Raw genomic sequence first — 26,404 nt, 5'->3', positions numbered from 1 at the left:
GGTTATTTCTTATGCCTTCTCTCAAACACACACACTATCACATTATGAAAGCACCAGAGGTAAAAGATCTGATCAGCTTTATTGCAGGTTCAGGCTTGCAAGAAGTAAATGTAGAAACTGCAGAAATCAAACTTCACGTTAAACGCAATGTTGATGCTTCAGCACCAGCTATTGCTCCTGCAGCACCAGTATTAGCAGCGGCTCCAGTTGCTCCTTTAGCAGCAGCTCCAGCTCCATCAGCTGAGTTGCCAGCTTCAGCTCCAGCAGCAGAGGCAGCACCAGTAGCAGAAGCTCCAGCGGCACCAGCAGCAGATACTTCTAACTACATTGAAATCAAATCTCCAATGATCGGTACATTCTACACTGCTCCGAACCCAGAGTCGGATATGTTCGTGAATGTAGGTGATTCTGTAAAGAAAGGTGACGTTGTTTGTATCATCGAAGCAATGAAACTTTTCAACGAGATTGAATCTGAGGTTTCAGGTAAAATCGTTAAGATTTTAGTTGACAATATGTCACCAGTAGAATACGATCAACCATTATTCTTAGTAGATCCATCTTAATTATTAGTTAGATCAACTAATACTTATTATTAACTAAACTAAGAAGGTATCGTGTTTAAAAAAATACTTATAGCGAATAGAGGTGAAATTGCATTGCGTGTGATCCGTACTTGTGCTGAGATGGGGATCAAAACAGTAGCAGTTTACTCTACAGCTGACAAAGACAGTCTGCACGTTCGTTTTGCAGATGAAGCTGTATGTATTGGTCCTGCACCAAGTACAGATTCTTACTTAAGCATTCCTAATATCATGGCGGCAGCAGAAATCACAAATTGTGATGCTATCCACCCTGGTTATGGATTCTTATCTGAAAATGCACAGTTCTCAGCAATTTGTGCTGAAAATAACATCAAATTCATTGGAGCATCAGCTGACATGATCAACCGTATGGGTGATAAAGCGACTGCAAAAGCTACAATGAAAGAAGCAGGTGTTCCTACAATTCCAGGTTCAGAGGGTCTTTTAGACTCAGTAGAGCAAGGTTTGGAAATCGCTGCAAAAATCAAATACCCAGTTATCTTAAAAGCTACAGCAGGTGGTGGCGGTCGTGGTATGCGTATCGTGAACGGTCCTGATGAGTTCCAAAAAGCATGGGATTCTGCTCGTCAAGAGTCTGCAGCTGCATTTGGTAATGACGGTATGTACCTTGAAAAATTCGTTGTTGAACCTCGTCACGTTGAGATTCAAATTATTGGCGATAGCTACGGAAGTGCATGTCACTTGTCAGAAAGAGACTGTTCAATCCAAAGACGTCACCAAAAATTAACAGAGGAAGTTCCTTCTCCAGCTTTATCTCCTGAATTGAGAGAAAAGATGGGTCAAGCAGCAATTGCTGGTGCTGAGAAAATTAGCTACGAAGGTGCAGGTACTGTAGAATTCCTAGTGGACAAATACGGTGATTTCTATTTCATGGAAATGAACACTCGTATTCAGGTTGAACACCCTGTAACGGAGCAAGTAACTGGATTCGACTTAATCAGAGAGCAAATTAAAGTAGCTGCTGGTGAGAAGATTTCTGGTAAAAACTATACGCCACAAGCACACTCAATCGAGTGTAGAATCAATGCTGAAGATCCAGCAGCTGATTTTAGACCATCACCAGGTAAGATTACAAATCTTCACGTACCAGGTGGTCCAGGTGTAAGAGTTGATACTCACGTTTATTCTGGGTACTCGATTCCTCCAAACTACGATTCAATGATTGCGAAATTGATTGTTACAGCTGAAACAAGAGAGGAAGCAATTAAGAGAATGAAGAGAGCTCTTCAAGAGTTTATCATTGAGGGAATCAAAACTACAATTCCTTTCCATTTAAGATTAATGGATAATGAAGTTTACCAATCAGGTGATTTCAATACAGGATTTATGGATGAATTTACTTACGAAACTATATAATAGAGTAGCGTAAATAATATATATCATAATTAAGGGAGTCAGAAATGACTCCCTTTTTTTGTTTATTCATATTGTTAGATATTAATCTAATAGTTCAAATTTAGATCTTCCTAACCAAATTAATTTATTTCAAATCAACTTTAATGGAGCTTGAATTTTCATAAATAGGGGGCTTCAATTGTTACTAGTATAAATTTATATATTGAAGTAAATATCATATGATATGTATTATATTCATTAAATAATTTATAAATCGGTTAAGTAAATAATTATTATATTTGTATAACTGTATAATATAATGTGTTAAATATAAAAATTTATTCAATTGAATAATAAAATAATTACAAAAACAACCTCTTTGGCGTTGGATAATGAAGGAATGCCCATTGATTTTTTATTGAAAGGGTATAGATCATATCTTTTAGAGGGAGGTAATTCTGATAAGAAAGCTTTAAATACTGTTTCTAAGGCAATTACACAGATGAATTACTTCTTGAAGTTTATTGTTGAATTTCGGAATGGATTATTAACAAAGGCTAGTTTTAATTATTACACAGCTTATTTACAGAAACAAGTTGAAATAGGAGCGCTTACCACATCTCAAAAAGCATTAAGGAGAATGTATGGAAGACGAATAAATTTAGAGGTAGAGAAAGAGGGGTACTTGGTATGGCTCTATGAAAATAATTTTTATAAAGTAATTGAAAATAAAAAGGAGTCGTTATTACAAAATGAATGGTCGAAAGGGTTTGAAGATTGGCTTGCTTTAAATTCAAAACTAACGAGGAAGACCCATTATGGAAAAACGTTATCTAATATTGTCGGTTTATATTTGGAATGGCTTAATTCTTCTACCTATTCCAACATTTCAGCTTTATCTGTTAATAAGTTTTTAAGGGAGCAAGCACATTTAAAAATATCAACCCTGAATTTATACTTGAAAGCTATTAAACGATTTGCAACTTATTATGAACATACTTCAAGTGATGAAAGTAGACATAAAATCGCATTAGAAATCAATGGTTTAAAGAAGTTTGAGGATTCTCTACAATCGGTGAATCGTATTGGTCTTTCTAATGAACAAATCAAAGTATTATTTAACAAGGCTAATCAGAAACAACAATTAATACTTCATCTTGGTGTTAATATGGGGTTAAGGGGAAGTTCTATGTTAAATTTAAAAGTAGCTGATATAAATTTTGAAACGAAAAGAATGGAAGTGTGGTTAAAAGGCAAAAATAACACGATGACCTTGCCTATTCCGCCAGAAGTATACCATTTTTTATTGGAATTTGTAGAAACGAATCAATTAGGAAGGCAAGATGCTTTATTGGGGTATAAGAACAACAATATAAGTAGTTTATCTAAATATTTTTCGGACTTCTTGTACCAATGTGACCTGAAGGAGGTGGTAAAGGAAGGGGAATTGTATTCAATAAGCCTGCATAATTTAAGACACACATTTGCTTATAATTCATTAGAAAAATTTGGATTATTGACTACATCAAGGCTTTTAGGACACGCTACCACCCAAATTACGGAGCAGCATTATCTACAAGATAAATCAAGGGATTTACTAAACTCTATTTATGATTCCTCAGAATATTAAAAAACAAAAAGGTGTCCTTTAACATTGAAAAGACACCTTTTGAAGTATTGATCAAGAATAGATTTATTCAACTCTTAACCAAGTTTGTGTTTTATACATAAAACCAATATATCCACGGACTTGAAGTTTTCCATCTTCAACCCAGATTTTTCCATCATAGACTTTACCGTTTTCAGGCTTGAGAATTTCACCGTCAATCCAACGATCCCCATCTTTTTCCATTCCCCAGATAATTTCCATCCCTAATACTGGTTTGTTTTTCTTATCGCCAGGACAATTGTCACACAAAGTATCTTCAGGATCCATCAAAAGTTTAGTGATTTTTCCATGCATTTTATCGCCCACCTTGTAAATTTCTACATAAGCTTTTGCTTCGTTAGTTTCATCGTCAATTGTTTTCCATACGCCAAAAGCAGATGTTTCTTGAGCAAATAGAGGAGAGGATGAAAAAATAAGGAATACAAAAAATAATAGTTTCTTCATTTGATTAAAATTAATTCTATTCTAAGATAATTTGTTTGCCCTCATAGAAATCAAGGATTTTACGAGAGAATATAAATTGGTATTTAGCTCTGTTTAGCTCTGCTTTCGCAATGTTTAAGTTGTTTTCGGCTACAACATAATCAGTTGTGTTTGCTGCACCAGAAACAAATCTTTTGTTGACGGATCTGAATTGTTCTTCTAGAGATTCTACTGATTTTTTAGAAGACATATATGTTTTTTGAGCACTTAATGCATTGATATAAGCTTGCTCAATTTTCTGTCTGAGGTCATTTAGTTCTTGTTGTAGTTGAACCTCATTTTTCATTGTTGTGATTTTGGCCTTATTAACTTGAGTTTTAGTATCTCTTCTGTTGTAAATAGGGATGTTGAGTTGGACTGTTGCTGCCTGACTAAAGAAATTTTCAAACTGTGTGCCCAATGAACTATCTGTAGGGTCCAATGGATTTACATAGTTTGAAGCATATCTTGTATTAACGTTACCATTGAAATTTACAGTAGGATAGTAGGCTCCTTCTGCAATTTTCACCTGATATTGAGAAGCTGCAATATTGGCTTCAGCTTGTTTGATTTCAGGCATAATATTTTTTGATTCTTCAAAAACAGTGTTTGAATTGGATGAGAATTGTACTGTGGTATCAGGATCTTGAAATTGCGGAATGTCAATTTCAAAAGGAGTAGAGAAGTCCAATTGCATAGACTGTTTTAGCGTTAGCAAAGCAATATTATAAGCATTTTCAGCCTCTGTTAATTGTCGCTCAGTATCGGCAAATTGAGACATTAAATCCAATAATTCAGAAAGAGGTGAAGACCCAGCATCTACCAATTTTTTAGTTCTTTCAACTTGCTCTTCTAATGTTTTCACTCTCTTTTTGGAGATGTCAATATTCTCATATTTATAAATTACATCCAGATAATTTTCGGTAACCTGAATGATAATGTCATTTTCTATCTTTTCTTTACCCAGTTCAGAACTTTCAATATTCTTTCTAGATTGTTTGATAGTGTTGTTAATACGAAATCCATTAAAAATTGGGACACCAACTTGAGCTCCAATACTACCTGTATTGACATTTTGAATATCGTTTCGGTTGGTAATAGGGTCAGGATTTAAACCTCTATTATAACTATGAGAATAAAACCCTGTAACGTTAGGGTATCTTTGAGAGCGAGCCTGAGCGTACTCTTCAGTACGTTCCAGTACATCGTAATTTTGGAGTTTTACGAAAAGGTTATTTTCGATGGCATATTCAACACATTGCTGATAAGTCCATACCATGTCTTGAGAATAGGTTATGACACTATTTAAAAGAAAAAATAAAGTTAGAAGTTTATGTTTGTACATTGTAAAATTTGTCTTTAGAACAAATGAAGTGTGATGATTGTATTTTATCCAAAATATAAAAAGAAAAACTAACCTTTAATAGGTTAGTCGTCTACATTTGGTAAAAAAGTGACTTTATGTACCCATTTAATACTTTCGAGGTATTGAAGAGTGATGTCTCTTGGACGTTCATCCATTTCTATAAATTGAGTCGCTTTTTGATTTTTGCCACTTCTTGAAACAGTCATCTCTGCAATGTTAACCTCTTCTTGAGAGAGTAACATAGAAATAAAAGAGATCGCTCCTTTTCTGTCATCGGCTGTTACGATCAAAGTAGGAGAGTTGGCACTAAAGTTAGAAGTGAACCCGTTCACCTCTCGAATTGAGATAATGCCACCACCTTTACTTACGCCAACCAATTCTAATCTGTTTCCGTCTTTTTCAAGAATTAAACGGATGGTATTGGGGTGATGAGCAGAAGCGTTTCCTACAGGCTTAAAAGTATACTCAAGTTTTTCTTGTTCTGCTAGATCAAAAGCCTGCTTTATTCCAGGATCATCAGTACTGAGTCCCATAAGTCCTGCAATGATAGCTTTGTCAGAACCGTGCCCTTCATAAGTTCGAGCAAATGAATTATAAAATACAATTTCGGCTTTATCAGGTGTGCCCCCGATCATTTTGTGCCCCACTCTTCCTATTCTTACTACACCTGCAGTATGCGAACTCGATGGACCAATCATAATCGGTCCAATCATATCAAAAATGCTTGATTTATCTGCCATAGTTTGGCTATTATTTAATTATATGGTTAAGTAATGTGACTATCTTTGATAATCGGTTTTATATGTGATGTGTAAATATCATTATTTCAAATCAAAAGTAAAGACATTTACAGTTGAAAATTTATAATTACAAACCCAGGCTTGCATCGATTTTTTGCTTTCTAACAGTGTGATGCCAACTGGTCCCCCATGCGATGTAAGGCTATAGAGCCTCTTTTTAGTTTTTAAATCAAAGATTTCTAGTTTGTTATCTCCGTAAGAAGTGCAAAAAAGGAATTGTCCATTATTAGAAATAGCAATTGACCTTGGATCATCAAGCGTTTTTATCTGAAATTTCTTCTGAAAAGTTTTTCGATCGTATGCTGATATAATCTCCTTACTACTTTGAGAAATTAGTATTAATGAATCATTTATTACAAAATGTCTTGGAGAGATGACATCTTGTATTGTGGTTTTAAGTTCGAATGTCTTTAAATCAAAAATTTGGAGGTTGTGTGATGCCATATTTCCGAGCCATAGCGTCGAATTTTTCTGATCAACGACTAACCCTCGAGGTGTCACTTTTGTTGGAATATGTTTTAAGGTTTTCCAGTGAGATGGATTTTGTGCATTATATTCGATGATACTTAATGAATTGTCATGCCAATTACTTACAATTACTCTATTGTTGATGGAGTCATTTACCAAAAATTTGGGAGTGGTTTCTGTATCAAAAAACGGAAGTTTAATTGTATTAATTTGATCATTTTCAACTACCGTGGCACTTTTATAACTTTTCGATTCATTGTTGTTTCCTTTTAAATCCCAAACAATTATACCATCAGCATTATGCAGACTCACCCATAAGTATTGATCATTATGGGTAAGTAAACCTTCTACGGGTTTTTCTTGAATGGATTTTACCCATTTTCTTGTTTTATAATCAAAGCCCATTCCTGCTGAAGGTTTAAAATTGAGGGTTCTGATTCTCTTTTTGGTTTTAGTATCAATTTCTATGACAGATAGGGCCTCAAGACATAGTACATAAACTTTAGAGTTGTCTTGAGTGTGGATGAGTGATTTAGGGGCTAGGTCTACAGGGAATCTAGTAGAGGATATCAATTCAAGAGAATCGTATTGATAGGTCTCATGACTGACTAATGGGGAAGGTGTGCCTTCGGTATCTTTATTAAGAAAAATAAAATATCCACTCACAAAAATAATGAGAGTGGATATGATTATGCTATATTTATTTATTTTCAATTTCATCCGGGTATTAGCCTGAAATTAATGCATCATTATTTGATTCTTGCTTTCTATACAAAGCAGTTAACGGGATTGGTATTGATTTCTGTTTTTATGAATGATATAGACGGGAAGTTATCACTTAAATGATCTACTAGTAAATCAGAAGTAAATTGTTCACTTTCATAATGTCCAATATCAGCAATCACGATTTTTCCTTCAGCATCAAAAAACTCATGGTATTTAAAGTCGCCTGAAACAAAGAAATCAGCATTTACACCTATGGCATTTCTTAAAAGGAAACTCCCTGCGCCACCGCATAATGCTACTTTTGTTACCATTTTATTTCGTAATGGCGTGTGTTTGATCACTCCGGCTTTAAATACTACTTTTAACTTCTTTAATAATTCCATTTCAGAAATCGGAGAAGGTAATGTACCATACATTCCAGATCCAATTTCTTTTGAAGTAGACTCTAGAGTTTGTAATTGATAGACAACTTCTTCATAAGGATGAGCAGCTTGTAGTGCTGATAACACTTTACTTTTTAGGTGAGAAGGGAATTGTACTTCGATTTTAATTTCTTTTACAGATTCTGGTTTACCCTTAAAGCCAATTGCAGGATTAGCATTATCGTTAGGTGTAAATGATCCTTTTCCTTCAATTTGGAAATTACACCCATCATAATTTCCTATTTTTCCAGCGCCTGCCACTGCTAATGCATTTTGAACTTTATCAATATCTGCAACTGGTACATAAGTACTTAAGAATAATTGGTTATTCTTGATAGGGCTTAAAATTTTTACATTTTCTAATCCAATAAGATCAGCTATTTTCTTATTCACACCATGAATCATATTGTCAAGGTTGGTGTGAATCGCAAAAATACAAATGTCGTTTTTGATGGCCTTGATGACAGTTCTCTCAACGTAATCTTTGCCATTTAATCTTTTTAATCCTTTGAAAACAATGGGGTGGTGCGCTACAATAAGATTACAACCTTTCTGTATTGCTTCTTCTACTATTTCTTCTGTACAATCCAAAGTCACTAAAACGTTTTGTACTTCTTCTTGACCACTTCCTGTAATTAATCCAGCATTATCATAACTCTCTTGGTATTGTGCTGGTGCTAATTCTTCTAATATCTTTATTACCTCTTTGACTTTCATACTCTTTTAGAAAAATGAAGCTCGAATCGGAAAGAAACGAGCTTATACTATTTTATATTAAGACAAATGTAATAAAAATCTATTTTGTCTTTAACTTTTTATTGAAAGTTAAAACAGGTCTGATGGCATGATTGGCGACTTCTTCCGCAATACTACCATAGAGAATATGTTGTAAACCTGTTCTACCGTGTGTAATCAATGAGATCATATCTGCTTCAATAAACTGAGCAAAACCTCTTATGCCTTCTTCTTCCGAAAAATCATTGAAGGTATGCACTTCGTAGTTTTTAAATTCATGTTCCTTTGCAAATTCTTCCAATTGTGCAATAGAGAACGGTGTGGCTTCAAAATTACTTGGAGTGATAACTTTAACAAGATGAATTTTAGAATCAAATAGATCTTGGAAATGCTTTAATGAAGCGATGACATTATCATTGATTTTATGGAAATCGGAAGCGAAAACTATTTTCTTAGGTCCGAAGTTTTTCTCTTCTCTTTTTACTGTAAGTACAGGAACTTTAGCGTGACGAATAATTTTTTCAGTATTAGAACCAATTAATACTTCATCAATACCACTAACTCCTTGAGAGCCAATAATGATCAAGTCTGTTTCATCTTTCACTACAAAATCAGCTAAGTGCCTTTGTAAAGAATCAAACTCAATGTGTTTTTGAATTACCACACCAGGGTTTTCTTCAACGATCTTATCTACTTTTGTGTTGACAATTTCAGAGAGTTTTCTAGTGTAATGTGTGTAAACCTCAGGATCCTCCATGCCAATATCACCTGCTCCAAAGACCGACAAACTATCATAATGATTGATAGTAGGGACATCAATGACATGCAATAATGAAATAGCTGCATTGCATTTTTTTGCAATTTGAATCGCAACATTTAAAGCATTTGTAGCTTCCGGAGAAAAGTCCGTAGGGACTAATATATTTTTGATTTCCATGATCTTTATGTTTATATCTTAATCAGTACATGAATATACAAACAAAGTGAAAGTTAAACATTGATGAAAATCAATATAAACGTAAATAATACAATAATTATCGTTATTGATTTAGTACAGTTGTCATATCACCAAATGCTTCTACTAACATTGAGACTGCGGCATCTGAATGACTTTCTCCTTCAATCAATTTATATGTGGAAGTATTGTTATTTTGTTGGAGTAGACTGTGAGTTTCTTCACTTGTCACAGGTGGGATGATTTCATCATTTGGAGAATGATACAAATAAAAGGGGGAGTTGGACGAGACTGTATGTACAGAATTTTCCATTAAATGTTGATACATTGGATGGGAGGTATCTTTATTATTCATACTTGTAAGGAAATCTTCATGAAAGAGCTCACTTAACTTCATGGGTAGTAAAGTATTTAATTCAGAAGTTGAATAACTACCATCAAGAAGTTGGTCTATGTTCGTGATATTTTCATGAAAAATAGGGAAAGTATTAAGATCCCAGCCGTAATAAGTATAATAGGTTTGCGTAATTAAAGCTAAAAACGAAGGAGAATCATAACTTTCTTGTTGCAGCACTTCTTCCATTACTCTTAATAAATTATAGCCTCCAGCTCCAGAAAGTATGGCTAAAACTTCAAGATCTGGGTTGTTTTTTTCAATGTATTCCGTTGCAGCCAACGAAGAATAACCACCTTGAGAGTATCCTGTAATGAAAGCTCTCTGCGTAGTGGTAATATTTAATTCTGATGCTAATTCTTGAGCAGCTTTTAATAAATCATTGGTTTGTTCACCTGTTTTATCTTTGATAAAATAATATTGAGGATAATCTGCTGTAGATCCAAAACCGACTAAATCAGGCACCACAATAGCAAAACCTAAAGCTGCACCAATTTCATAAGAAGGTAGAGTGGAAACAGAAGGAGCTTCACTATCAGCAAGTATAGTACCACGACTAAGGATAACCCAGTCGATTTGATCTTCTACTGTTGGGAAAGCAACTACGCCAGATGCTATTATTGTTTTACCATCTCTATCAGTAGTATTGTATTGTACATTATAGCTTGTGAATCCGCTTTGTATTAAAGGAGCTACTTCACCTAATCCACCTAAAAGTGCTAATACATTGATTTCAGATTCTGTAAAACTACTCTTTTCTTCATGTGAAACTAAAGTCTTATTGACTTGCGTAATTTCTTCACCATCATCCGATGTTGAACAGGCAAATGAGACAAGTAATAAGACGAAATAGAGAGCGTATTTCTTTAAAAAAAATAAGTTAGAGGTCATGTTTTTAATTGTTTTTTTTAAGTTAAAAGTAAGACCTCTAAAACACAAGAATTGTTTTCATTAATTCTGAATAACTTCTTCGTGTAATTTTTTTCTATTGGAAGATCTTCTGTTATAATTTTGTTTTAAGAAAGGATAGGAGAGTACAGATAGTAAAATAATTCCCGCTCCTACATAAAACCCTGGCGTCATTGTTTCTTCTTCTCCAAAGAAAATTAAAGCTAGAATAATACCATAAATAGGTTCTAAGTTTACCGTTAAGTTTACTTGGAAGGCACTTAGACTTTTTTGAATTTCAACGCAAACAGCATAAGCAATTGTAGTACAAATTACAGCTAATACAAATAAATAAACGATATCAAGGGTTGAAGGAATTGCTAAAAGTGTCTCGCTTTCAGAAAGAAATGGAAGGCAAATAAAAGCAGTAATACAGCCTCCAATCATTTCGTATAGTGTAATTTTAGGAGAGGAGATGGTCTTCACATAATTACCATTTAAAACGCTAAAAAGTGAACCAACAAATGCAGCACAAAGCGATAAAGTGAGTCCTAAAGCATGGTCAAATTCAAATTGGAAAATGATGTAAAGACCTACTATTACAAAAAGGCCTAATACAACTTCATAAGGCTTAATACTTGATTTCGTTAGCAAAGGTTCTAATAGTGAGGTGAATAGGGCTGTAGTAGCAATGCCAGCTAGGCAAACACTGACTTTTGAGATTTTTGCAGAAGCAAAAAATAGGATCCAATGTGAGGCTACTAAGCCACCCGTTAATAATAGTTTTGTAGCGTCTTTCCAATTCACTTTCAATTCCCAACCTTTAAATTTCATGAAAATCCACATTGAAACTGCAGCAATGAGTGTTCTATAAAATACCAATTGGAAGGAATCTAATTCAATCAATACCCCAAGGATTGCCGTAAATCCCCAGACAAAAACAATGATATGAAGTTTAAGTTGTTCGTTGAACATTATTTATGGAAGTATAGGTGGTGTTAAATAATTGTGCGGCAAAGGTATAAAAAGGAAGTAGAATTAACTAATTCAATCAAAGTATAAGAACTAATAAAGCTTACTGAACTATAAAGTCTTTGAAAATCAGTAGGTCTAGGTTCTTAATATAAGAGAAAGATTGAAAAGTTAATTCTACTTCAAATTGTATTAAATAGTTTTATTTTTTGATAAACTTCTTTGTGAAAATAGTCTCTTCTGCTTTTACATTGAGAATATAAGTTGCAGGGAGTAAATGTCTTATATCAATGGTAGATTGATGGTTTTCATTATTTTTTCTTTGTATAAAAGATAAGACGTTCTGCCCCTTTAATGTAAAGATTTCAATTTCGATATCACCCAAGAAATCATTTTTGATATTTAATTCTATTAAATCAGAAGCGGGATTAGGGAATAAATTGATAGTCGAGGCGTTGGTTTGAAGGATGTCATTTGAAGCAATAATTCCATCTTTCACACCATAAACGACATAACATCTTCCAATAAATAGAGGTTTACTTTGATCACTCATCGCCCCTTGCACAATATCATTTACACCATCTCCATTAAAATCATCGAGAAATGTAATTCCTGCGGTATGATGAGTATCACTGTCACTGTTATCTATTCTGAAAGCCCTGTTTCCGTCTATATTCGCTTCAGTAGAGTGACTACCAAAATCAACTATTTTTGGATAGTGATATTTAGAACTAGAGCCATAAATTATAAAAGTTGATCCCTTATGGTCCGTTAATAAAATATCTTCATAACCATCGTCATTTATATCTCCTCTGCTATTAGAAAAAAGAGGGCTGAATTGACTATCGGTTGTAATTTCAAAACCTTGAACTCTTTTTATATCTTTTAAATCAATTTGACTTTCCCCAATTGATTTATGGCCATAGAGGACTATAGATTTCCTCTCATGCCAGAAGCCAGTGACCACTTTAAAGGCAAATGTAATTCCAAAATCATCATAACCATCCTTGTCAATATCTCCAATTTTACTGAAATTAAAATTGATATACTCAAGGTTGTCGCTATATTTTATATTTAGATAGATGGCCTCTTTTTTATCTATTAAGTCAGCAATATCGTATTTGCCTGCTATCCAATTTTCTTTGCCGAATATTAATAATGCGATATATCCATCATGCCCATCATTATTTTCATCATTTAGTTCTTTCATTAAGCAAACAAAATCATCAAAACCGTCTGCATTTATATCACCAAGAACTTTAAGGTTGTCAACAGACCTGTTATCTCGTTTATTATGGAATTCAACCTTGTCTTCAATGTCACTGATATGCCTTTGACTATCTGGAAAGTTTTCTTTACCAAAGATAATATAGCTTTTATCATCAGTTCTATTGGTTACTTCATTTGGACAGATACTCGATGCGCCACGTGTGTTTTCTGTAACTATAATATCATCAAATCCATCATTATTAATATCCTTGATGATTTCTGCATGATTTGCAAACCTAGTAATTGAAATGTCATTGTAGTCTTCTTCATCAGCTAAAATGGTTTTGAATTGTAAGCCAACATTATCTCTTGTAATCACTTCTGGCACATAGGGTCCACCGTATAAAATGGTTAAGGTACCATTGCAATCGTTGTCCCACTTATCTGAGATGACAATATCATCATAACCGTCGTTATTAATGTCGCCACCACCATATATTTTATTGAAATTAAAGTAGTTAGTGTTTCGGAATCTTGAAAAATGATCATTATTGACATTGGAGGGGTAATCAGCTTTTCCAAGAACGAGATAGTAACTTTCATAAGAATTATAATTATGCACTGCATAGTCACTAAAACCGTCTCCATTAATATCACCGAGGTTGATTACAGTGTCACCTGATCTTGTTTCACTGAATAAAAAAGTGGTGGAGTGCAATTCACTTACATCACTAGATTGAGGGAAAGGTAATGATTGTGCATCAAGATGAAAGGATAATCCTGAAATGCTGATTAAGGTAATTATTAACCTAAAGTATAGTTTGCTCATTTTGTGTATGAAATATTTATTGTAAAAAAATGAGAGTTTACTTTTGGGTTAGTGTTTTGTTTGAAATTGGATTGTAATATAGCTAGTATTTATAATTTATTTCACCATCAACCCAATTATGTTTTAGATTGATGGTGAAATTGAAAGTTAATTTAGGAGTGATAATTTAGTTTTTTGGAGTTACCGTAATATTCACAATATTGATAGAATGGTAATGTTCTTTTTCTTCAACAGTGAAATCTAAGTCAATTTTATCGTTAAAATAGGGGGCATCAAGAACATTGGTATGGTACTCTCCATTTTCTCCACACGGATCAATACCGGTTTTATCTTGAAGTACTTTCAGTTCTTCAACTAATGTTTTATCGAGTTTTCTACCTGTAATATGTTCTTCAAAATCTTTTTTATAAGATAGAGAAATCAAAATTTCGAAGTTGTTTTCAATAAACTTGTCGAGTAATGCTCTGCGGTCATGTTCCCAAAGTGGCATATCGATTTCTAAAAGCCCTTTACAGCATTCTTCAATGAAATTAGGTTGACCATTAATTGTTGAAATATCACCGGTAATCACCACTTCAATTCCTTCTTTCTTCAATTGTTTCATTGCGTCAATATATCCTTCTTTGAAAGGTTCTCCAACCCTCACAAATTCATGTTGAGCTCCGATACTTGAGGATTGGGCTTTCATTAACTCTACAGGATGAGCAACAAATTTTTTGTCTGTTTTAGGTACAAAAGTCACAAACTTGACAATATTGTATTTGTCTTTTAATTCGAAGTAAGCGAGGGCAGAATCTTTACCACCAGTCCAAAGTACAACAGCGTTTTTCATATTAATATTTTTATCTATACATAGAGGAAATTCTTAAATAGAAGATCAAAACGAATATTTCTTTTCAACCTGTAAATAATGAATCATCTGTTATTATTCAAATGAATTACCTCACGTATTTCTTATGTTAAAAATCACTTACTGATTAAGTGGGTATTCAGGTTTGATCTAAAAAAAAGAGCCTAACATTCATATCTGTTAGACTCTTCTTTATGTAAATTATTTTTCTTTATTTCTGTACTCTAAAGTATAATCCAATAGTTACAAAAGTGAAAATAATATTTGGTAGCCATGCTGCTAAGAATGGACTTAAGGTTTCAGCCTCAGCAATTGCTCTACTCATAATTACCATTAGGAGGTAAATGAATGCAAGAACAAATCCCATGGCAATTAGATAACCTGAACCATGTCTTGATTTAACTGATGAAACACAAACTCCCATTAGTGTAAGCAATAAGATGGCAAAAGGATAAGCGTATCTTTCATAAAGTGCATTTTCATATACACCAAGATTAGCAACTCCTCTACTTTTTTCTTGTTCAATATAATCTGATAATTCAGTATTTGTAAGCGTTTCATGGAGATTGTACTTACTCTCAAAATACTTAGGATCTAAATTTAACTTCTTCGTTAATGAAGTCCCTTTTGCAAATTTCTGAGTGCCATCAGGGTTGAAAGTATATTTTTCGTATTTGTCAAATTTCCACTCTTGTTTGGCAGAATCCCATTGAATTCTGTTAGCAGAGATTTTTTCTAATAGCTTGTTGCCATCAAATGTTTCTAAAGTAGGTCTGTAACCTCTTTTGATTCTGTTATTATAGCTTTCTACATATAAGTAAGTTGAATCACTTACTTTGTAGTGAATGTCTCTTTCGTTAAAGTAGTAGGGGCTTTTTAGGTATTCAATCTCAAAAGCTACTCTTGTTTTTGCATTGTAAGGGACTACATAACCTACTAAAGTAAAAATTAATAATCCTACTGCAGACGCACCAACAACATAAGGTAATAAGAATCTTGGGTAACTAACCCCGTTACTTAATACTGCAATAACTTCTGAATGTGCTGCAAGTCTTGCAGTCATAAATACAACAGCAATAAAGATAGAAAGTGGACTCAACGTATTTACCCAGTGTATAAATAGGTTTATATAGTATTCTTGGAATACATACCCAAAATCTAATCCGTGTTTTAAAAAGTCGTCCTGCTTTTCAGTGTAATCAATTACACAAACAATGATGTTTAGTAACAGTACTACAAAAATAAATGTTTTAAAAAACTTTTTAAGAATATACTTATCCAGAAGTTTCATATTGTCTGTCGTAAGTGTTTTAATTCGACTAAAAGGCAAAAGCCTTACCGAATACAAAAAAAGAATTCCTTCATTAATTTTCCAACGTAAAAGGCAATAGAATACATATAAATAGTGTCTTTTAACGTTGTTTCACATCAATGAAGAAAGAATTAAAATGAATTTTATTTAAAAAACGAAGGCCTTTTGAGTAAAACCACTCAAAAGGCCTTCAGCATCTATTTACAGCGAATAATGAATTACTCTACTGTACCGATTTTTAAGCTGTTTGTTTTACCTGTTTCAGTAAGAGGTAAAGCAGCGATGTTTACAAATTTATCACCTTTTGCAAGGAAACCTTTTTGTACTAAGATCTCTTCTAACTCTTTGAAAGTTTCTTCAGAAGAACCTTTTGGTACATAATGGAATGCTTTCACACCCCAAACAATATTAAGCGTAGCCGCTAATTGCTTGTCAGATGAGAAAATAAAGATATTTGTCTTAGGACGGTGTCTTGAGATTCTTGAAGCAGTGAATCCAGAAGTAGTCAAACCGATGATTGCTTTAGCACCTAGGTCAGCAGAAATGCTAGACGCCGCTTGAGCAATTAAGTTACCGCTAAACGCTGAGCTTTCAGGGTCGAAGTCATACGTTTTGTTGTAGATTTTCTCGTTTTGACGCTCGATAGCAGTGATGATACGAACCATTGCTTGAACAGTTTCGATAGGGTAGTCACCTGCTGCTGATTCAGCTGATAACATTACTGCGTCAGTACCGTCAGCTACTGCGTTAGCAACGTCATTTACCTCTGCACGAGTTGGACGAGGGTTGTTGATCATTGATTCCATCATTTGAGTAGCAACAACAACTGGCTTAGCAGCTCTGTTACACTTCTGGATCATTTCTTTTTGAAGCATTGGTACATCTTCAAAGTTGATCTCAACACCTAGGTCACCACGAGCAACCATAACAGCATCAGTTACTTTTAAGATCTCATCAAAGTTAGCAATTGCTTCAGGACGCTCGATTTTAGCGATGATCTTAGCATTTGAACCTTTAGATTTGATGATTTCTTTTACTGAAGTGATATCTTCAGGGTTTCTTACGAATGATAAAGCTACCCAGTTTACACCACACTCTAAACCGAATTCTAAGTCTCTTCTATCTTTTGCAGTTAAAGAAGCTTCAGAGATATCAGTATCAGGTAAGTTCATACCTTTACGTGATTTTAATTTACCTCCGTAAACAACTTCACAAATGATTTCGTTTGCTTTAACTTCAACAACGCGAACACACAAGTTACCGTCGTCGATAAGAATGTTGTCACCAGCTTTAACGTCTTTCACGATGTTAGTGTAAGAAGTTGATACTTTATCTTTAGTACCTACAACTGGATTGTTTGTAATAGTAATTTTTTCGCCTTCAACGATCTCAACAGCTCCACCTTCGATTTCACCGATACGGATTTTTGGTCCTTGTAAATCTTGTAAGATAGCTATGTTATGACCGAATTTTGAGTTGTACTCTGATACCCAATCGATTACTTGCTTATGTGCAGAATGTACGTCGTGTGAGAAGTTTAAACGAAATACATCTGCTCCAGCGTGAATAAGCTCAAGAATTTTTTGCTTATCTCTTGTTGCTGGTCCAATCGTAGCGACGATTTTGGTCTTGTTGATTGCGATACTCATAGTTCTTAATTAACGAATATATAATTTTAAATTGTTCGAGGGAAAATAACAAAATCAGATGTGCTGATTATTTATTTTTGTCCTCTATATTTGAAACACATGCGAATTTATCAAATTCATACAATAGAACAAATCCTGTTTAATCATCTTATATTAACAAATGCAATTAAAAACAGAAAAAGCTCTTTTGGATCGAAAAAAATCACAAAAAAAAACGCTTGCAGTTTTGATCGATCCGGATCGGTGGACAAATGAACTATTTTTTTTCTTAAAAAATGGCAATAAAAATCATCTGCCAGATATATTTTTAGTTGGAGGGAGCCTTTTATCTTCAAATATTCTTAATAAAACTGTTAATGATTTAAAACAATTGAAAAAGCCAGTGATTTTGTTCCCAGGAAATGCCATGCAAGTCACACCTGATGCCGATGCAATTTTATTTATGTCTTTGATATCGGGAAGAAATCCAGATTTTTTAATTGGTCAACAAGTTCATGCTGCTCATAAGGTAAAAGAGGCCAATCTTGAGGCGATTCCTTTAGGATATATTTTGGTGGAAAGTGGGGCGACTACTTCTGTTCAATATATGAGTAACACGCAACCCATTCCGCATAACAAAGATGATATTGCAAGAAGTACTGCAATGGCTGGAGAATTAATGGGGATGAGAAGTTTTTATTTAGAAGGAGGAAGTGGTGCAAAAACACCTGTTTCGAATACAATGATTCAAGGTGTGAGAAAAGCAGTGGAGGGATTGTTATTTGTGGGAGGTGGAATCAGAGATGTTGAAACCGTAATGGAAAAATTTGATGCTGGGGCTGACATAGTAGTAATAGGTACTGCATTTGAAAACAACCCCAACTTTTTGAAAGAAATACAAAATAGGATTTAATTACCTTTATTTCGATTTGGACCTTTCTTAAAAGGTTTTTTGTGATATTTTTTCTTTGAATTACTATTATTACCTCCGGAAGTATTGTTATTGAAGTTCTTCTTTTTTCCGTGGAATTTTCTTCTGTTATTATTATTCCTTTTTACAATGGGGTTGTAAGATGGACCTGGTCCTAAAAAGGCTGGATTCTGAGGTTTTTCTACTTCTAATTGAATCAGATTTTCAATTTTCGCAAAAGATTGTTGTTCTTTAGGATTTTCGTTGATAAATGTGATTGCTTCACCTTCACGAGATGCCCTGGCAGTTCTACCTACTCGGTGCACATAATCTTCGGGGTCTTTTGGGACATCAAAGTTGATTACTAATTCAACCGTATCCACATCAATACCTCTTGAAATGATATCCGTTCCAACTAAGATTTTTGTTTGTTGTCCTTTAAATCTCAACAAAACATCTTCTCTTTCTTTCTGGTCCAAATCGGAACTTATTCCCTCAACACTTAACCCACGTTTTGTAAGTGCATCTGTGATCTCTTTTACTTTAGATTTTGTGGAAGTGAAAATAATGACACTTTCATAATTTTCCTGTTGCACCAAGAAGTCAACCATTAAGTTTTTCTGATTTTCATAAACCAGAAAAGCTTTTTGAGTGACATTTTTTGAAGTCTTCGAAATTGCAATCGTTATCTCAACGGGGTTGTGCAATAACTTTTTTGCTAACGTTCTAATCTTTGGAGGCATTGTAGCGGAGAAGAACACATTCTGTCTCTGCTTCGGTAGATGAGAAGCAATTTGTAAAATATCCTCATAGAATCCCATATCAAGCATTCGGTCAGCTTCATCTAAAATTAGATTTTTAACCTTACTAACGTTAGCACCAATATTGAGATGTGATAATAATTTTCCAGGAGTAGCAACAATGATATCAACGCCCGTTTTTAGTGCATTTCTTTGATTTGAAAATGTACTTGAATCACCTCCATAAACAGCTATTGACGTAACTGGAGTATAATAGGATAATCCTTGGATCTGATAATCAATCTGTAAAGCTAATTCTCTAGTGGGAACAATGATAATGGTGTGCGTTTCTGTTCCATCATAATCTGACATATGAATTTGGTCCATTATAGGAAGTAAGAAAGCAGCCGTTTTTCCTGTACCGGTCTGAGCGCAAGCAATCAAGTCTTTTCCATCTAAAATGGCAGGAATAGCCTGAGCTTGAATGGGAGTGGGCTCCCTGAAGTTCATGGAGTAAATGCCGTCTAAAAGATCGTCATTTAACTCAAAATCATCGAATGTCACAATAATTATTTTTGTTTTTTAAAAAATCAATGTTTTTACTCATATAGAGTAGAATTGAAACAGCACTTTCGCAATATCCATTATTATAATGATAGGAGTACATAAATTTTTTTCAACTATAGAACTTCCATTTGTTTAAATTAATCTCTTCATAGCTGTAATGGAATTGTTTCAATTTTGAAATTTAGACCTAATTAGATTTTTAGACTTAAATTTTAGTCCAATTTTGAATTGGGGTTTAAAGTGTTTTATCAAAAATGAGAAGTTGAGATTTTTATTTATCATTTTTAGTAAAACACTTTATATATCATTATGAGTGTTGTTCAATCAAAAATACACAAAAGACAAAAAGAATGGCTGATGTTTTAGGATTTATTTTTATAAGCCTCTGTAGCTTGTCTTACAGAAGGGTGCTTACTCAATAATTCTTGAGCAACTTCTCTGTCGACATTAATTTCGTCCATCACCATCTTAATTGCTCTTTCTTCTAATTTGTGGTTGGTCAATTGCATGTCGACCATCTTGTTGCCTACAACTTTTCCAAGCTGAATCATCACTGAAGTAGAAATCATATTTAAGATTAATTTCTGAGCAGTACCCGCTTTCATTCGTGTGCTTCCAGTTACAAATTCAGGTCCGACTATCGTTTCAATTGGAAATTGAGCAACTTCTGCCATTTTACTACCTGGATTGCAGACAATACAACCCGTCAGAATATTATTTTGATTTGCTTTCTCAAGTCCACCAATTACATAAGGAGTTCTACCAGAGGCAGCAATACCAATTAAAGTATCGTTTTCAGATATATTTTCGTTTTCTAAATCCACCCATGCTTGTTGATCATCATCTTCTGCATGTTCAACGGCTTTACGAATAGCACCATCACCACCGGCAATCAACCCAACAACTAAGTCAAAAGAAACACCAAAAGTAGGAGGGCATTCCGAAGCATCAACAACTCCTAGTCGTCCACTTGTTCCTGCACCGATATAGAATAATCTTCCTCCTTTTTTCATTCTTGGTACAATTTCATTTACCAAGGCTTCAATTTGAGGGATTGCTTTTTCTACAGCTAAAGGTACAGTTTGATCTTCTTGATTAATGCTATGTAAAAGGGTATTTACATCCATCTTCTCAAGGTTATTATAATTTGAGGATGACTCTGTAATCATTTTTGTAAAGTATTGTATAACTTTTTATAAAGATTGTTTGTTGTGATTATGCGTTACAAATATACACGAAATAGTTTTGCATCATAGTGACGTACATATCTTTTGGATTTTTGTAAGAAGATAAAATTAGATCTTCTTTGTATTATTGATTGAGCGATTCATCAATAATTTGATGGATGTGGTTGGATACATCATCTAGATCTTCAATTGCAAAATCAAGAAGGTTTTTTGTTTTATGATGATTGGCATTGATAACACCAAAAATATAGTTTCCCGTTTTCTTATTTGAAATTTTGATGTTTTGAATAATCTTTTGACCAACTTTTTTTAATCCAACTACATGTTGAGCTTCTTGAAAACGAGCTTCTAATTTATAAATATCATCTTGACCACCTATCAGAAGGTTGTTCATGACATGTAAAATTTCTTCAAATACAAGGTTGTCATGGAAGGGTATGATAAATAAATTGAGCTCGTCATTAATTTTATTTACGAGTATTGAACGATCCGCTTTTCTAAGCATCTTATTGATATTTCTGTCAATAGACAATGCTAGGGGATTTACTTTTTTGGCGAAATGATAATTTTCAGGATATTTTTCATCGAATATCAAACGATCAGCAAAAGCAACATCTTTCCAAGGAAGCTTGTTTTCTAAGTTGGCCATGCTAATTAATTCCTGATGTGAATAGGCTACAGTATCTTTCCAAATGAATTTTTCCATTACCCTAAACTCAGTCAAAACCCAATGAGCGGCTGTTTCAAGTGAGATTTCCTCATTTGTATATAAACATACGTCAGTGTTGATCTTTAATACTTTATCTACCCATTTAAATTTCTTATCCAATTTTACCCAAGTTGCTAAACTGTTACCTCCAGTTGGTGCGAATGAAACAATGTTTGAGTTGTCAAAATTTGGTGCATGATTAGTTATAGTGATAAAGTATTTGATATTCATAGTATTGATTATGTTATAAGTAATTCTATAGTATTAACATAAATCGTACTATAAATGATTCATTTAGAATTCACAATAAATGTCAAACACGTTTTATATTATCGCAGATAATAGCTGTAGCAATTGCAACATTTAAAGATTCCGCTTCTCCGTATTTTGGTATGGTGATTTTGGTCGAAAGCACTTGATGTACTTCTTCACTAATACCATGTGATTCACTTCCCATTACCATTATAGACTTTTGATCAGGAATAAATTGGTGAATGTCTTTACCATCCATGTCTGCTCCAATAATTTGGATGCCCTCATTTTTATACTTCCTCAAAAGTTCTGGAAGGTCTACAATATGTGTTTGTATTCTACTGAATGCCCCCATTGTAGAAGCGACAACTTTTGGAGAAAATGGATCAGTACATTGTTTTGATAAGAAGATGTCTTTAATGCCATACCAATCAGCCACTCTTAGAATAGTACCAAGGTTACCAGGATCACGTACATCATCTAATGCCAAGCAGAAATTAGGAAGTTCTTCAGCTGTGGGAAGATCGAAAGTAGGAGTTTCAACTACAGCGAGTCCAGTGTCGTTGGTTTGTAGGTTGCCATTTTGTTTTAGTAATTCAGGTGTTGTTTCATCAACAACAGAAATTGAACTAATAAGATTCTCATTGAGTAATGCATTTAGCTTTTCAGTATAAAAAAGGGCATGAATTTTTAAGGGCGACCTAAAAAGTTCTTCCAAATTTTTATATCCTTCAACAATAAAACGATTAGTCTCTTTACGTTTTTTCTTTTGCAATAATGCTCTGGTTTCTTTACTCCAACGCTTATTCACTGGCTTATCTAATTTATCTTCTTCTAAATTCTGGAATTTCTAATGCATCAAAAACATGGTTAGTATTAACATAAGAGTGATTTACTCTATTTGTTAGGATAATTAAAAATGCTTCTGACTCAGGATAATGTACAAAGAGGGTAGAATAACCTCTCCACCAACCTCCATGGTAAACAACTTTTGTTCCATCAGAAGGTTTAAATAACCTCCATCCAAAACCATAGTTATATTTACTTTTTCGTTTAGGGCTATGAAAGGTAAAAGCTTTTTCTTTACTTTCAACACTTAAGATTGAATCTCCTAAAAGTGCTTTATGCCATTTGAAAAGATCTTCAACATTTGAATATACACTTTTATCTCCCAAAACACCATCCAACATGTATTCTTCAAACTTTCTGCCCCGGCCTGTATGTCCATAAGGGATATTATCTTGTTGTACTTTTACAGGATCGAAAGTAAATGTAGAATCCATCTGTAAAGGTGTGAAAATTCTTTCTTTTAAGAAGGTTGAAAATGGATATCCCGATACCTTTTCGACAATAGAAGCAAGAAGCATGTAACCTGAATTGGAATATTTGAACCTACCGTCTGGTGATCCATATTTGCCAGGCTTGTGCTCGTACATATAATCTATGCACAATTGATTGTCGATAGGAGTGTGTTTATCTTTCAATTCCCTGTCCATTAAATAGATGTAATTAGGTAGCCCAGATCGGTGATCAAGAAGCATCTTAATAGTGATTCCAGGATAGGGAAAATCGGGAAAGAATTTATTGATGGAGTCGTTGATAGATAGTAAAGAATCTTGCTCCAACATTAAAATAGCACTAGCGGTAAACTGTTTTGAGACTGAAGCCAATTGGAAAATATCACTTTCTTCTAATTTTGTTCTTCTCCTAACATCTCTATAACCAAATGCCTTTTTGTAGACGATTTGTTTATTTTTTGCTCCTAAAACAACACCATTAAATCGTCTTGTTTTTTGGAGTTTAGTAAATGTAGAGTCGAATATATGTTGAAAATGATCTAGTTCTTCCTTCGATAAAGAATCAATGTCGACGCTGGTATTATCTTCTACTATTTCTTCCTTTACTTCTTGTTGTTTTTGGCACCCCAAAGTAATCCAAAAACAAAAAAGTAAAAGAAAGAGTGAATTTAAAGTACGCACAAATAAGAAATACTATTTAACCTCGAAGTCTAATAATTTTTGATCTTCGATAAAACCTTCAATACGGTCGCCTATTTTCACTGGAGAAACACCTTTTGGTGTGCCCGTGAAAATGAGATCGCCTTTTCTTAACGTAATATATTTTGAGACGAATGAAATGATTTCATCTACATTCCAAAGCATCATCTTTGAATTTCCATTCTGCTTTTCTTCTCCATTTAGTTTTACACTAAAATTAATATTTTGAATGGATTCGAAATTGGATATGGGTTGGAAAGCCGAAATAGGTGCACTGCCATTAAAACCTTTTGCAAGGTCCCAAGGAAGTCCTTTGTCTTTCAATTGTTTTTGAACATCTCTTGCCGTGAAATCAATGCCAAGGGCAACTTCGTCGTAGTAACGATGAGCAAATTTTTCTTGAATGTATTTTCCCTCTTTGCAGATTTTTATTACTAATTCAACCTCATGATGTATATCTTCAGAAAATTCTGGATAATAAAAAGGAGCGTTATTTCTCAAAACAGCTGTGTCTGGCTTAGAGAAAATAACAGGTTGAGTTGGTCGTTCATTGTTTAGTTCTTCAATGTGGTCTACGTAATTACGACCAATGCAAATGATTTTCATAATAATAAAAAATAAGGGTCAGTACAGTAAATAAACAAAAAAAGCCCGATAGGTAATTATCGGGCTATTTTTGTCAGTAATGAAATTACTTTTTCTTAGCCGTAGCTTTTCTACCTCTTGTAGAACGTCTCTTAGGAGCTGCTTCAACTTCCTCGATCACTTCTACTTCAGTAAGAACTCTACCGCAGTGCTCACAAACGATTAGTTTCTTTTTCTCACGAATATCTGCTTGACGTTGTGGAGGAACAGTTGCGAAACAACCACCACAAGCACCTCTTTTTACAGATACTACAGCTAATCCATTTGAAGAATTCTCTCTAATCTTATTATATGATCTTAATAATCTCTCATCAAGATGTTTCGTTGCCTTATCACGTTGCTTCAAAAGCTTTTGCTCGTCCACTTCACTTTCCGCCATAATTTCGTCAAGTTCAGCTTTCTTCGCTTGTAGATCTTTTCTACGTTCTTCTAAAGCTTCTTTCGTATTAACGATTTTATCACGCTTCACTTTGCCATCAGCCTCGTTATCACGAATTTTCTTTTGTGCAACTTGTATATCAAGATCAAGCATTTCCATCTCTTTGTTGATGGCATCAAATTCTCTGTTATTTCTAACATTCATTTGTTGCTCTTCAAGATATGTAATACGCTTCTTGAAATCTTGAATTTTACCTTTTAACTGTTCAATATTTGCCTCTGTGCTACCAAGATCTGCATTAAGGTTATCGATACGAGTTTCAAAACGTACGATTTCATCCTCTAAGTCTTGAACTTCTTCCGGCAAGTCGCCGCGTAATTTGCGGATTGCATCTAGTTCGCTGTCGATTTGTTGAACTTTCGAAAGCGCCTCGATTCTTTGGGCGACGGTATTCTCCATAGGGATTGGTAAAACTAAAGTGTTGACATTAAATTTTTTCCTGTATGCATTATAGATACTATGCAAGATGCAATTTTAGTAAATAAAATCGACATATTCAGTATAAATTAGAATTAAATAACTAATCTATTTTCTACAAAGCAAAAAAAAGGCTAACAATACAATTGTTAGCCCCATTAAGTGCTCCCAACAGGGCTCGAACCTGTGACCCTCTGATTATGAGTCAGATGCTCTAACCAACTGAGCTATGGGAGCTGCTTTTCCTTGAAAGCGTTGCAAATATAGCAGATTGTTTTCGAACAATGCAAAAGAAAAAATAAAGTTTTTTGTATTATTTTTTTAACCAATTGGAAAACAATAAATTATTTTTGAATAAAAAATGAAAGAAAACGTATCCAGTCCACTAAATAGACAATTTTTTACTCGAGATCCCTCCAAAATGCATTTTCCGTACTGATAGGGCTATTTATGGATTCTAGTAGTCGTTATCATTTATTAAGGGATTATTAGTGTTTTTGGTAAAATATATTCTTTTTTTTTAAAAAAAAAGGGGCTGTCGCAAAACCATCAAAAATTCCAAATACTCTTCATTTTTAAATCGTATGAACATAAACAGTTTAAAAATGAAGAGTTTTTTATTTTCAACCATTTATTGCGTCGATATAAATAAGCATAAAGAAGAACTATGAGTTGTTCTCCCCTTAATAGAAATCCGGACTTTAATAACTTTATCAGATTGTAAGATATAGTAAATAGTAGCATTTCTATATTTACATTATCTTTTCCTCTTAGAAGAAATGAATCTAATTTCAAGTTCTTTTTTAGATGGCCAAAAACGGTTTCAATATCATGTCCTCTCATTTTACTTTTCTTTTTCCCTTCTTCCGTTTTTAAAAAGTGAGTGGCTTTTGCTCGTAATCTATTTGCATTTTCTGAT

The 26,404-nt window shown here is 33.9% G+C and carries 24 protein-coding genes and 1 tRNA gene; 4 read left to right on the top strand and 21 right to left on the bottom strand.

Going from position 1 to position 26,404, the window contains the following annotated elements; translation table 11 throughout:
* The first annotated feature begins 44 nt into the window (after positions 1 to 44).
* From accB to IC221_RS11645, 3 genes are all read left to right on the top strand, one after another.
* Positions 45 to 563, top strand: coding sequence for an acetyl-CoA carboxylase biotin carboxyl carrier protein (accB, locus tag IC221_RS11655; protein WP_044203737.1), 519 nt, complete (start codon positions 45 to 47; stop codon positions 561 to 563).
* Between the two features lie 51 nt (positions 564 to 614).
* Positions 615 to 1,958, top strand: coding sequence for an acetyl-CoA carboxylase biotin carboxylase subunit (accC, locus tag IC221_RS11650; RefSeq protein WP_188169142.1), 1,344 nt, complete (start codon positions 615 to 617; stop codon positions 1,956 to 1,958).
* 325 nt (positions 1,959 to 2,283) lie between these two features.
* Positions 2,284 to 3,567: a site-specific integrase gene (locus tag IC221_RS11645; RefSeq protein WP_188169141.1), complete on the top strand. Its 1,284-nt coding sequence runs from the start codon at positions 2,284 to 2,286 to the stop codon at positions 3,565 to 3,567.
* A gap of 63 nt (positions 3,568 to 3,630) precedes the next feature.
* On the opposite strand, the gene IC221_RS11640 is transcribed toward IC221_RS11645, so the two are convergent.
* From IC221_RS11640 to pyk, 12 genes are all read right to left on the bottom strand, one after another.
* Positions 3,631 to 4,050, bottom strand: coding sequence for a DUF2147 domain-containing protein (locus IC221_RS11640; protein ID WP_044203688.1), 420 nt, complete (start codon positions 4,048 to 4,050; stop codon positions 3,631 to 3,633).
* Between the two features lie 16 nt (positions 4,051 to 4,066).
* Positions 4,067 to 5,413: a TolC family protein gene (locus tag IC221_RS11635; protein ID WP_082026452.1), complete on the bottom strand. Its 1,347-nt coding sequence runs from the start codon at positions 5,411 to 5,413 to the stop codon at positions 4,067 to 4,069.
* Positions 5,414 to 5,496: 83 nt separating this feature from the next.
* Entirely contained in the window at positions 5,497 to 6,174 is a 678-nt protein-coding gene (gene sdaAB / locus IC221_RS11630) for an L-serine ammonia-lyase, iron-sulfur-dependent subunit beta (RefSeq protein WP_188169140.1), read from the bottom strand.
* Between the two features lie 81 nt (positions 6,175 to 6,255).
* Positions 6,256 to 7,368: a YncE family protein gene (locus IC221_RS11625; RefSeq protein WP_188169139.1), complete on the bottom strand. Its 1,113-nt coding sequence runs from the start codon at positions 7,366 to 7,368 to the stop codon at positions 6,256 to 6,258.
* A gap of 101 nt (positions 7,369 to 7,469) precedes the next feature.
* On the bottom strand, positions 7,470 to 8,567 hold the full coding sequence (locus tag IC221_RS11620; protein ID WP_188169138.1) for a Nif3-like dinuclear metal center hexameric protein: 1,098 nt from the start codon (positions 8,565 to 8,567) through the stop codon (positions 7,470 to 7,472).
* A 79-nt stretch (positions 8,568 to 8,646) separates the two neighbouring features.
* The gene (locus IC221_RS11615) at positions 8,647 to 9,522 is read right to left on the bottom strand and encodes a universal stress protein (protein WP_188169137.1); all 876 of its coding nucleotides are present in this window, start codon (positions 9,520 to 9,522) and stop codon (positions 8,647 to 8,649) included.
* 103 nt (positions 9,523 to 9,625) lie between these two features.
* On the bottom strand, positions 9,626 to 10,825 hold the full coding sequence (locus IC221_RS11610; protein WP_188169136.1) for a S9 family peptidase: 1,200 nt from the start codon (positions 10,823 to 10,825) through the stop codon (positions 9,626 to 9,628).
* A 60-nt stretch (positions 10,826 to 10,885) separates the two neighbouring features.
* Positions 10,886 to 11,797 (bottom strand): DMT family transporter, encoded by a 912-nt coding sequence (locus IC221_RS11605; protein ID WP_188169135.1) that lies wholly within the window; start codon positions 11,795 to 11,797, stop codon positions 10,886 to 10,888.
* Positions 11,798 to 11,996: 199 nt separating this feature from the next.
* On the bottom strand, positions 11,997 to 13,832 hold the full coding sequence (locus IC221_RS11600; RefSeq protein ID WP_188169134.1) for a T9SS type A sorting domain-containing protein: 1,836 nt from the start codon (positions 13,830 to 13,832) through the stop codon (positions 11,997 to 11,999).
* Positions 13,833 to 13,998: 166 nt separating this feature from the next.
* On the bottom strand, positions 13,999 to 14,664 hold the full coding sequence (locus tag IC221_RS11595) for a diphthine--ammonia ligase (protein ID WP_188169133.1): 666 nt from the start codon (positions 14,662 to 14,664) through the stop codon (positions 13,999 to 14,001).
* Between the two features lie 229 nt (positions 14,665 to 14,893).
* A complete protein-coding gene (locus IC221_RS11590) occupies positions 14,894 to 15,973 on the bottom strand; it encodes an LptF/LptG family permease (RefSeq protein ID WP_188169132.1) in 1,080 nt (359 codons plus the stop codon).
* A gap of 239 nt (positions 15,974 to 16,212) precedes the next feature.
* Positions 16,213 to 17,643, bottom strand: a complete 1,431-nt coding sequence (gene pyk, locus IC221_RS11585) for a pyruvate kinase (protein WP_188169131.1) — start codon at positions 17,641 to 17,643, stop codon at positions 16,213 to 16,215.
* A gap of 160 nt (positions 17,644 to 17,803) precedes the next feature.
* On the opposite strand from pyk, the gene IC221_RS11580 reads away from it, so the two are divergent.
* A complete protein-coding gene (locus tag IC221_RS11580) occupies positions 17,804 to 18,535 on the top strand; it encodes a geranylgeranylglyceryl/heptaprenylglyceryl phosphate synthase (protein ID WP_188169130.1) in 732 nt (243 codons plus the stop codon).
* Here IC221_RS11580 and IC221_RS11575 read toward each other — a convergent pair.
* The 9 genes from IC221_RS11575 to IC221_RS11535 form a co-directional block, all read right to left on the bottom strand.
* Positions 18,532 to 19,836, bottom strand: coding sequence for a DEAD/DEAH box helicase (locus IC221_RS11575; RefSeq protein ID WP_367397766.1), 1,305 nt, complete (start codon positions 19,834 to 19,836; stop codon positions 18,532 to 18,534). The two genes, IC221_RS11580 and IC221_RS11575, sit on opposite strands and share 4 nt — an antisense overlap.
* Positions 19,837 to 20,201: 365 nt before the next feature.
* Positions 20,202 to 21,008 carry an N-acetylmuramic acid 6-phosphate etherase gene (gene murQ / locus IC221_RS11570; protein ID WP_188169129.1) on the bottom strand — a complete coding sequence of 269 codons (807 nt, stop codon included), beginning with the start codon at positions 21,006 to 21,008 and terminating at the stop codon, positions 20,202 to 20,204.
* 142 nt (positions 21,009 to 21,150) lie between these two features.
* Positions 21,151 to 21,966 (bottom strand): hypothetical protein, encoded by an 816-nt coding sequence (locus IC221_RS11565; protein WP_188169128.1) that lies wholly within the window; start codon positions 21,964 to 21,966, stop codon positions 21,151 to 21,153.
* Positions 21,967 to 22,048: 82 nt separating this feature from the next.
* Complete coding sequence (locus tag IC221_RS29900; protein ID WP_188169127.1) at positions 22,049 to 22,798, bottom strand: RNA methyltransferase; 750 nt, start codon at positions 22,796 to 22,798, stop codon at positions 22,049 to 22,051.
* 13 nt (positions 22,799 to 22,811) lie between these two features.
* Positions 22,812 to 23,915, bottom strand: a complete 1,104-nt coding sequence (locus tag IC221_RS11555; protein ID WP_188169126.1) for a serine hydrolase — start codon at positions 23,913 to 23,915, stop codon at positions 22,812 to 22,814.
* Positions 23,916 to 23,978: 63 nt separating this feature from the next.
* Positions 23,979 to 24,590 carry a fumarylacetoacetate hydrolase family protein gene (locus tag IC221_RS11550; protein WP_188169125.1) on the bottom strand — a complete coding sequence of 204 codons (612 nt, stop codon included), beginning with the start codon at positions 24,588 to 24,590 and terminating at the stop codon, positions 23,979 to 23,981.
* Positions 24,591 to 24,675: 85 nt separating this feature from the next.
* Positions 24,676 to 25,467, bottom strand: a complete 792-nt coding sequence (locus IC221_RS11545; RefSeq protein WP_188169124.1) for a zinc ribbon domain-containing protein — start codon at positions 25,465 to 25,467, stop codon at positions 24,676 to 24,678.
* A 181-nt stretch (positions 25,468 to 25,648) separates the two neighbouring features.
* A tRNA-Ile gene (locus IC221_RS11540) sits at positions 25,649 to 25,722 on the bottom strand.
* Between the two features lie 312 nt (positions 25,723 to 26,034).
* A partial coding sequence (locus IC221_RS11535; protein ID WP_188169123.1) for a transposase occupies positions 26,035 to 26,404 on the bottom strand: 370 nt, incomplete at its 5' end.

It is taken from the genome of Flammeovirga sp. EKP202, assembly GCF_014534745.1.
Taxonomy (GTDB): domain Bacteria; phylum Bacteroidota; class Bacteroidia; order Cytophagales; family Flammeovirgaceae; genus Flammeovirga.
Note: the sequence above shows the minus strand (reverse complement) of the source record. Positions and strands in the feature narration are given on the sequence as shown.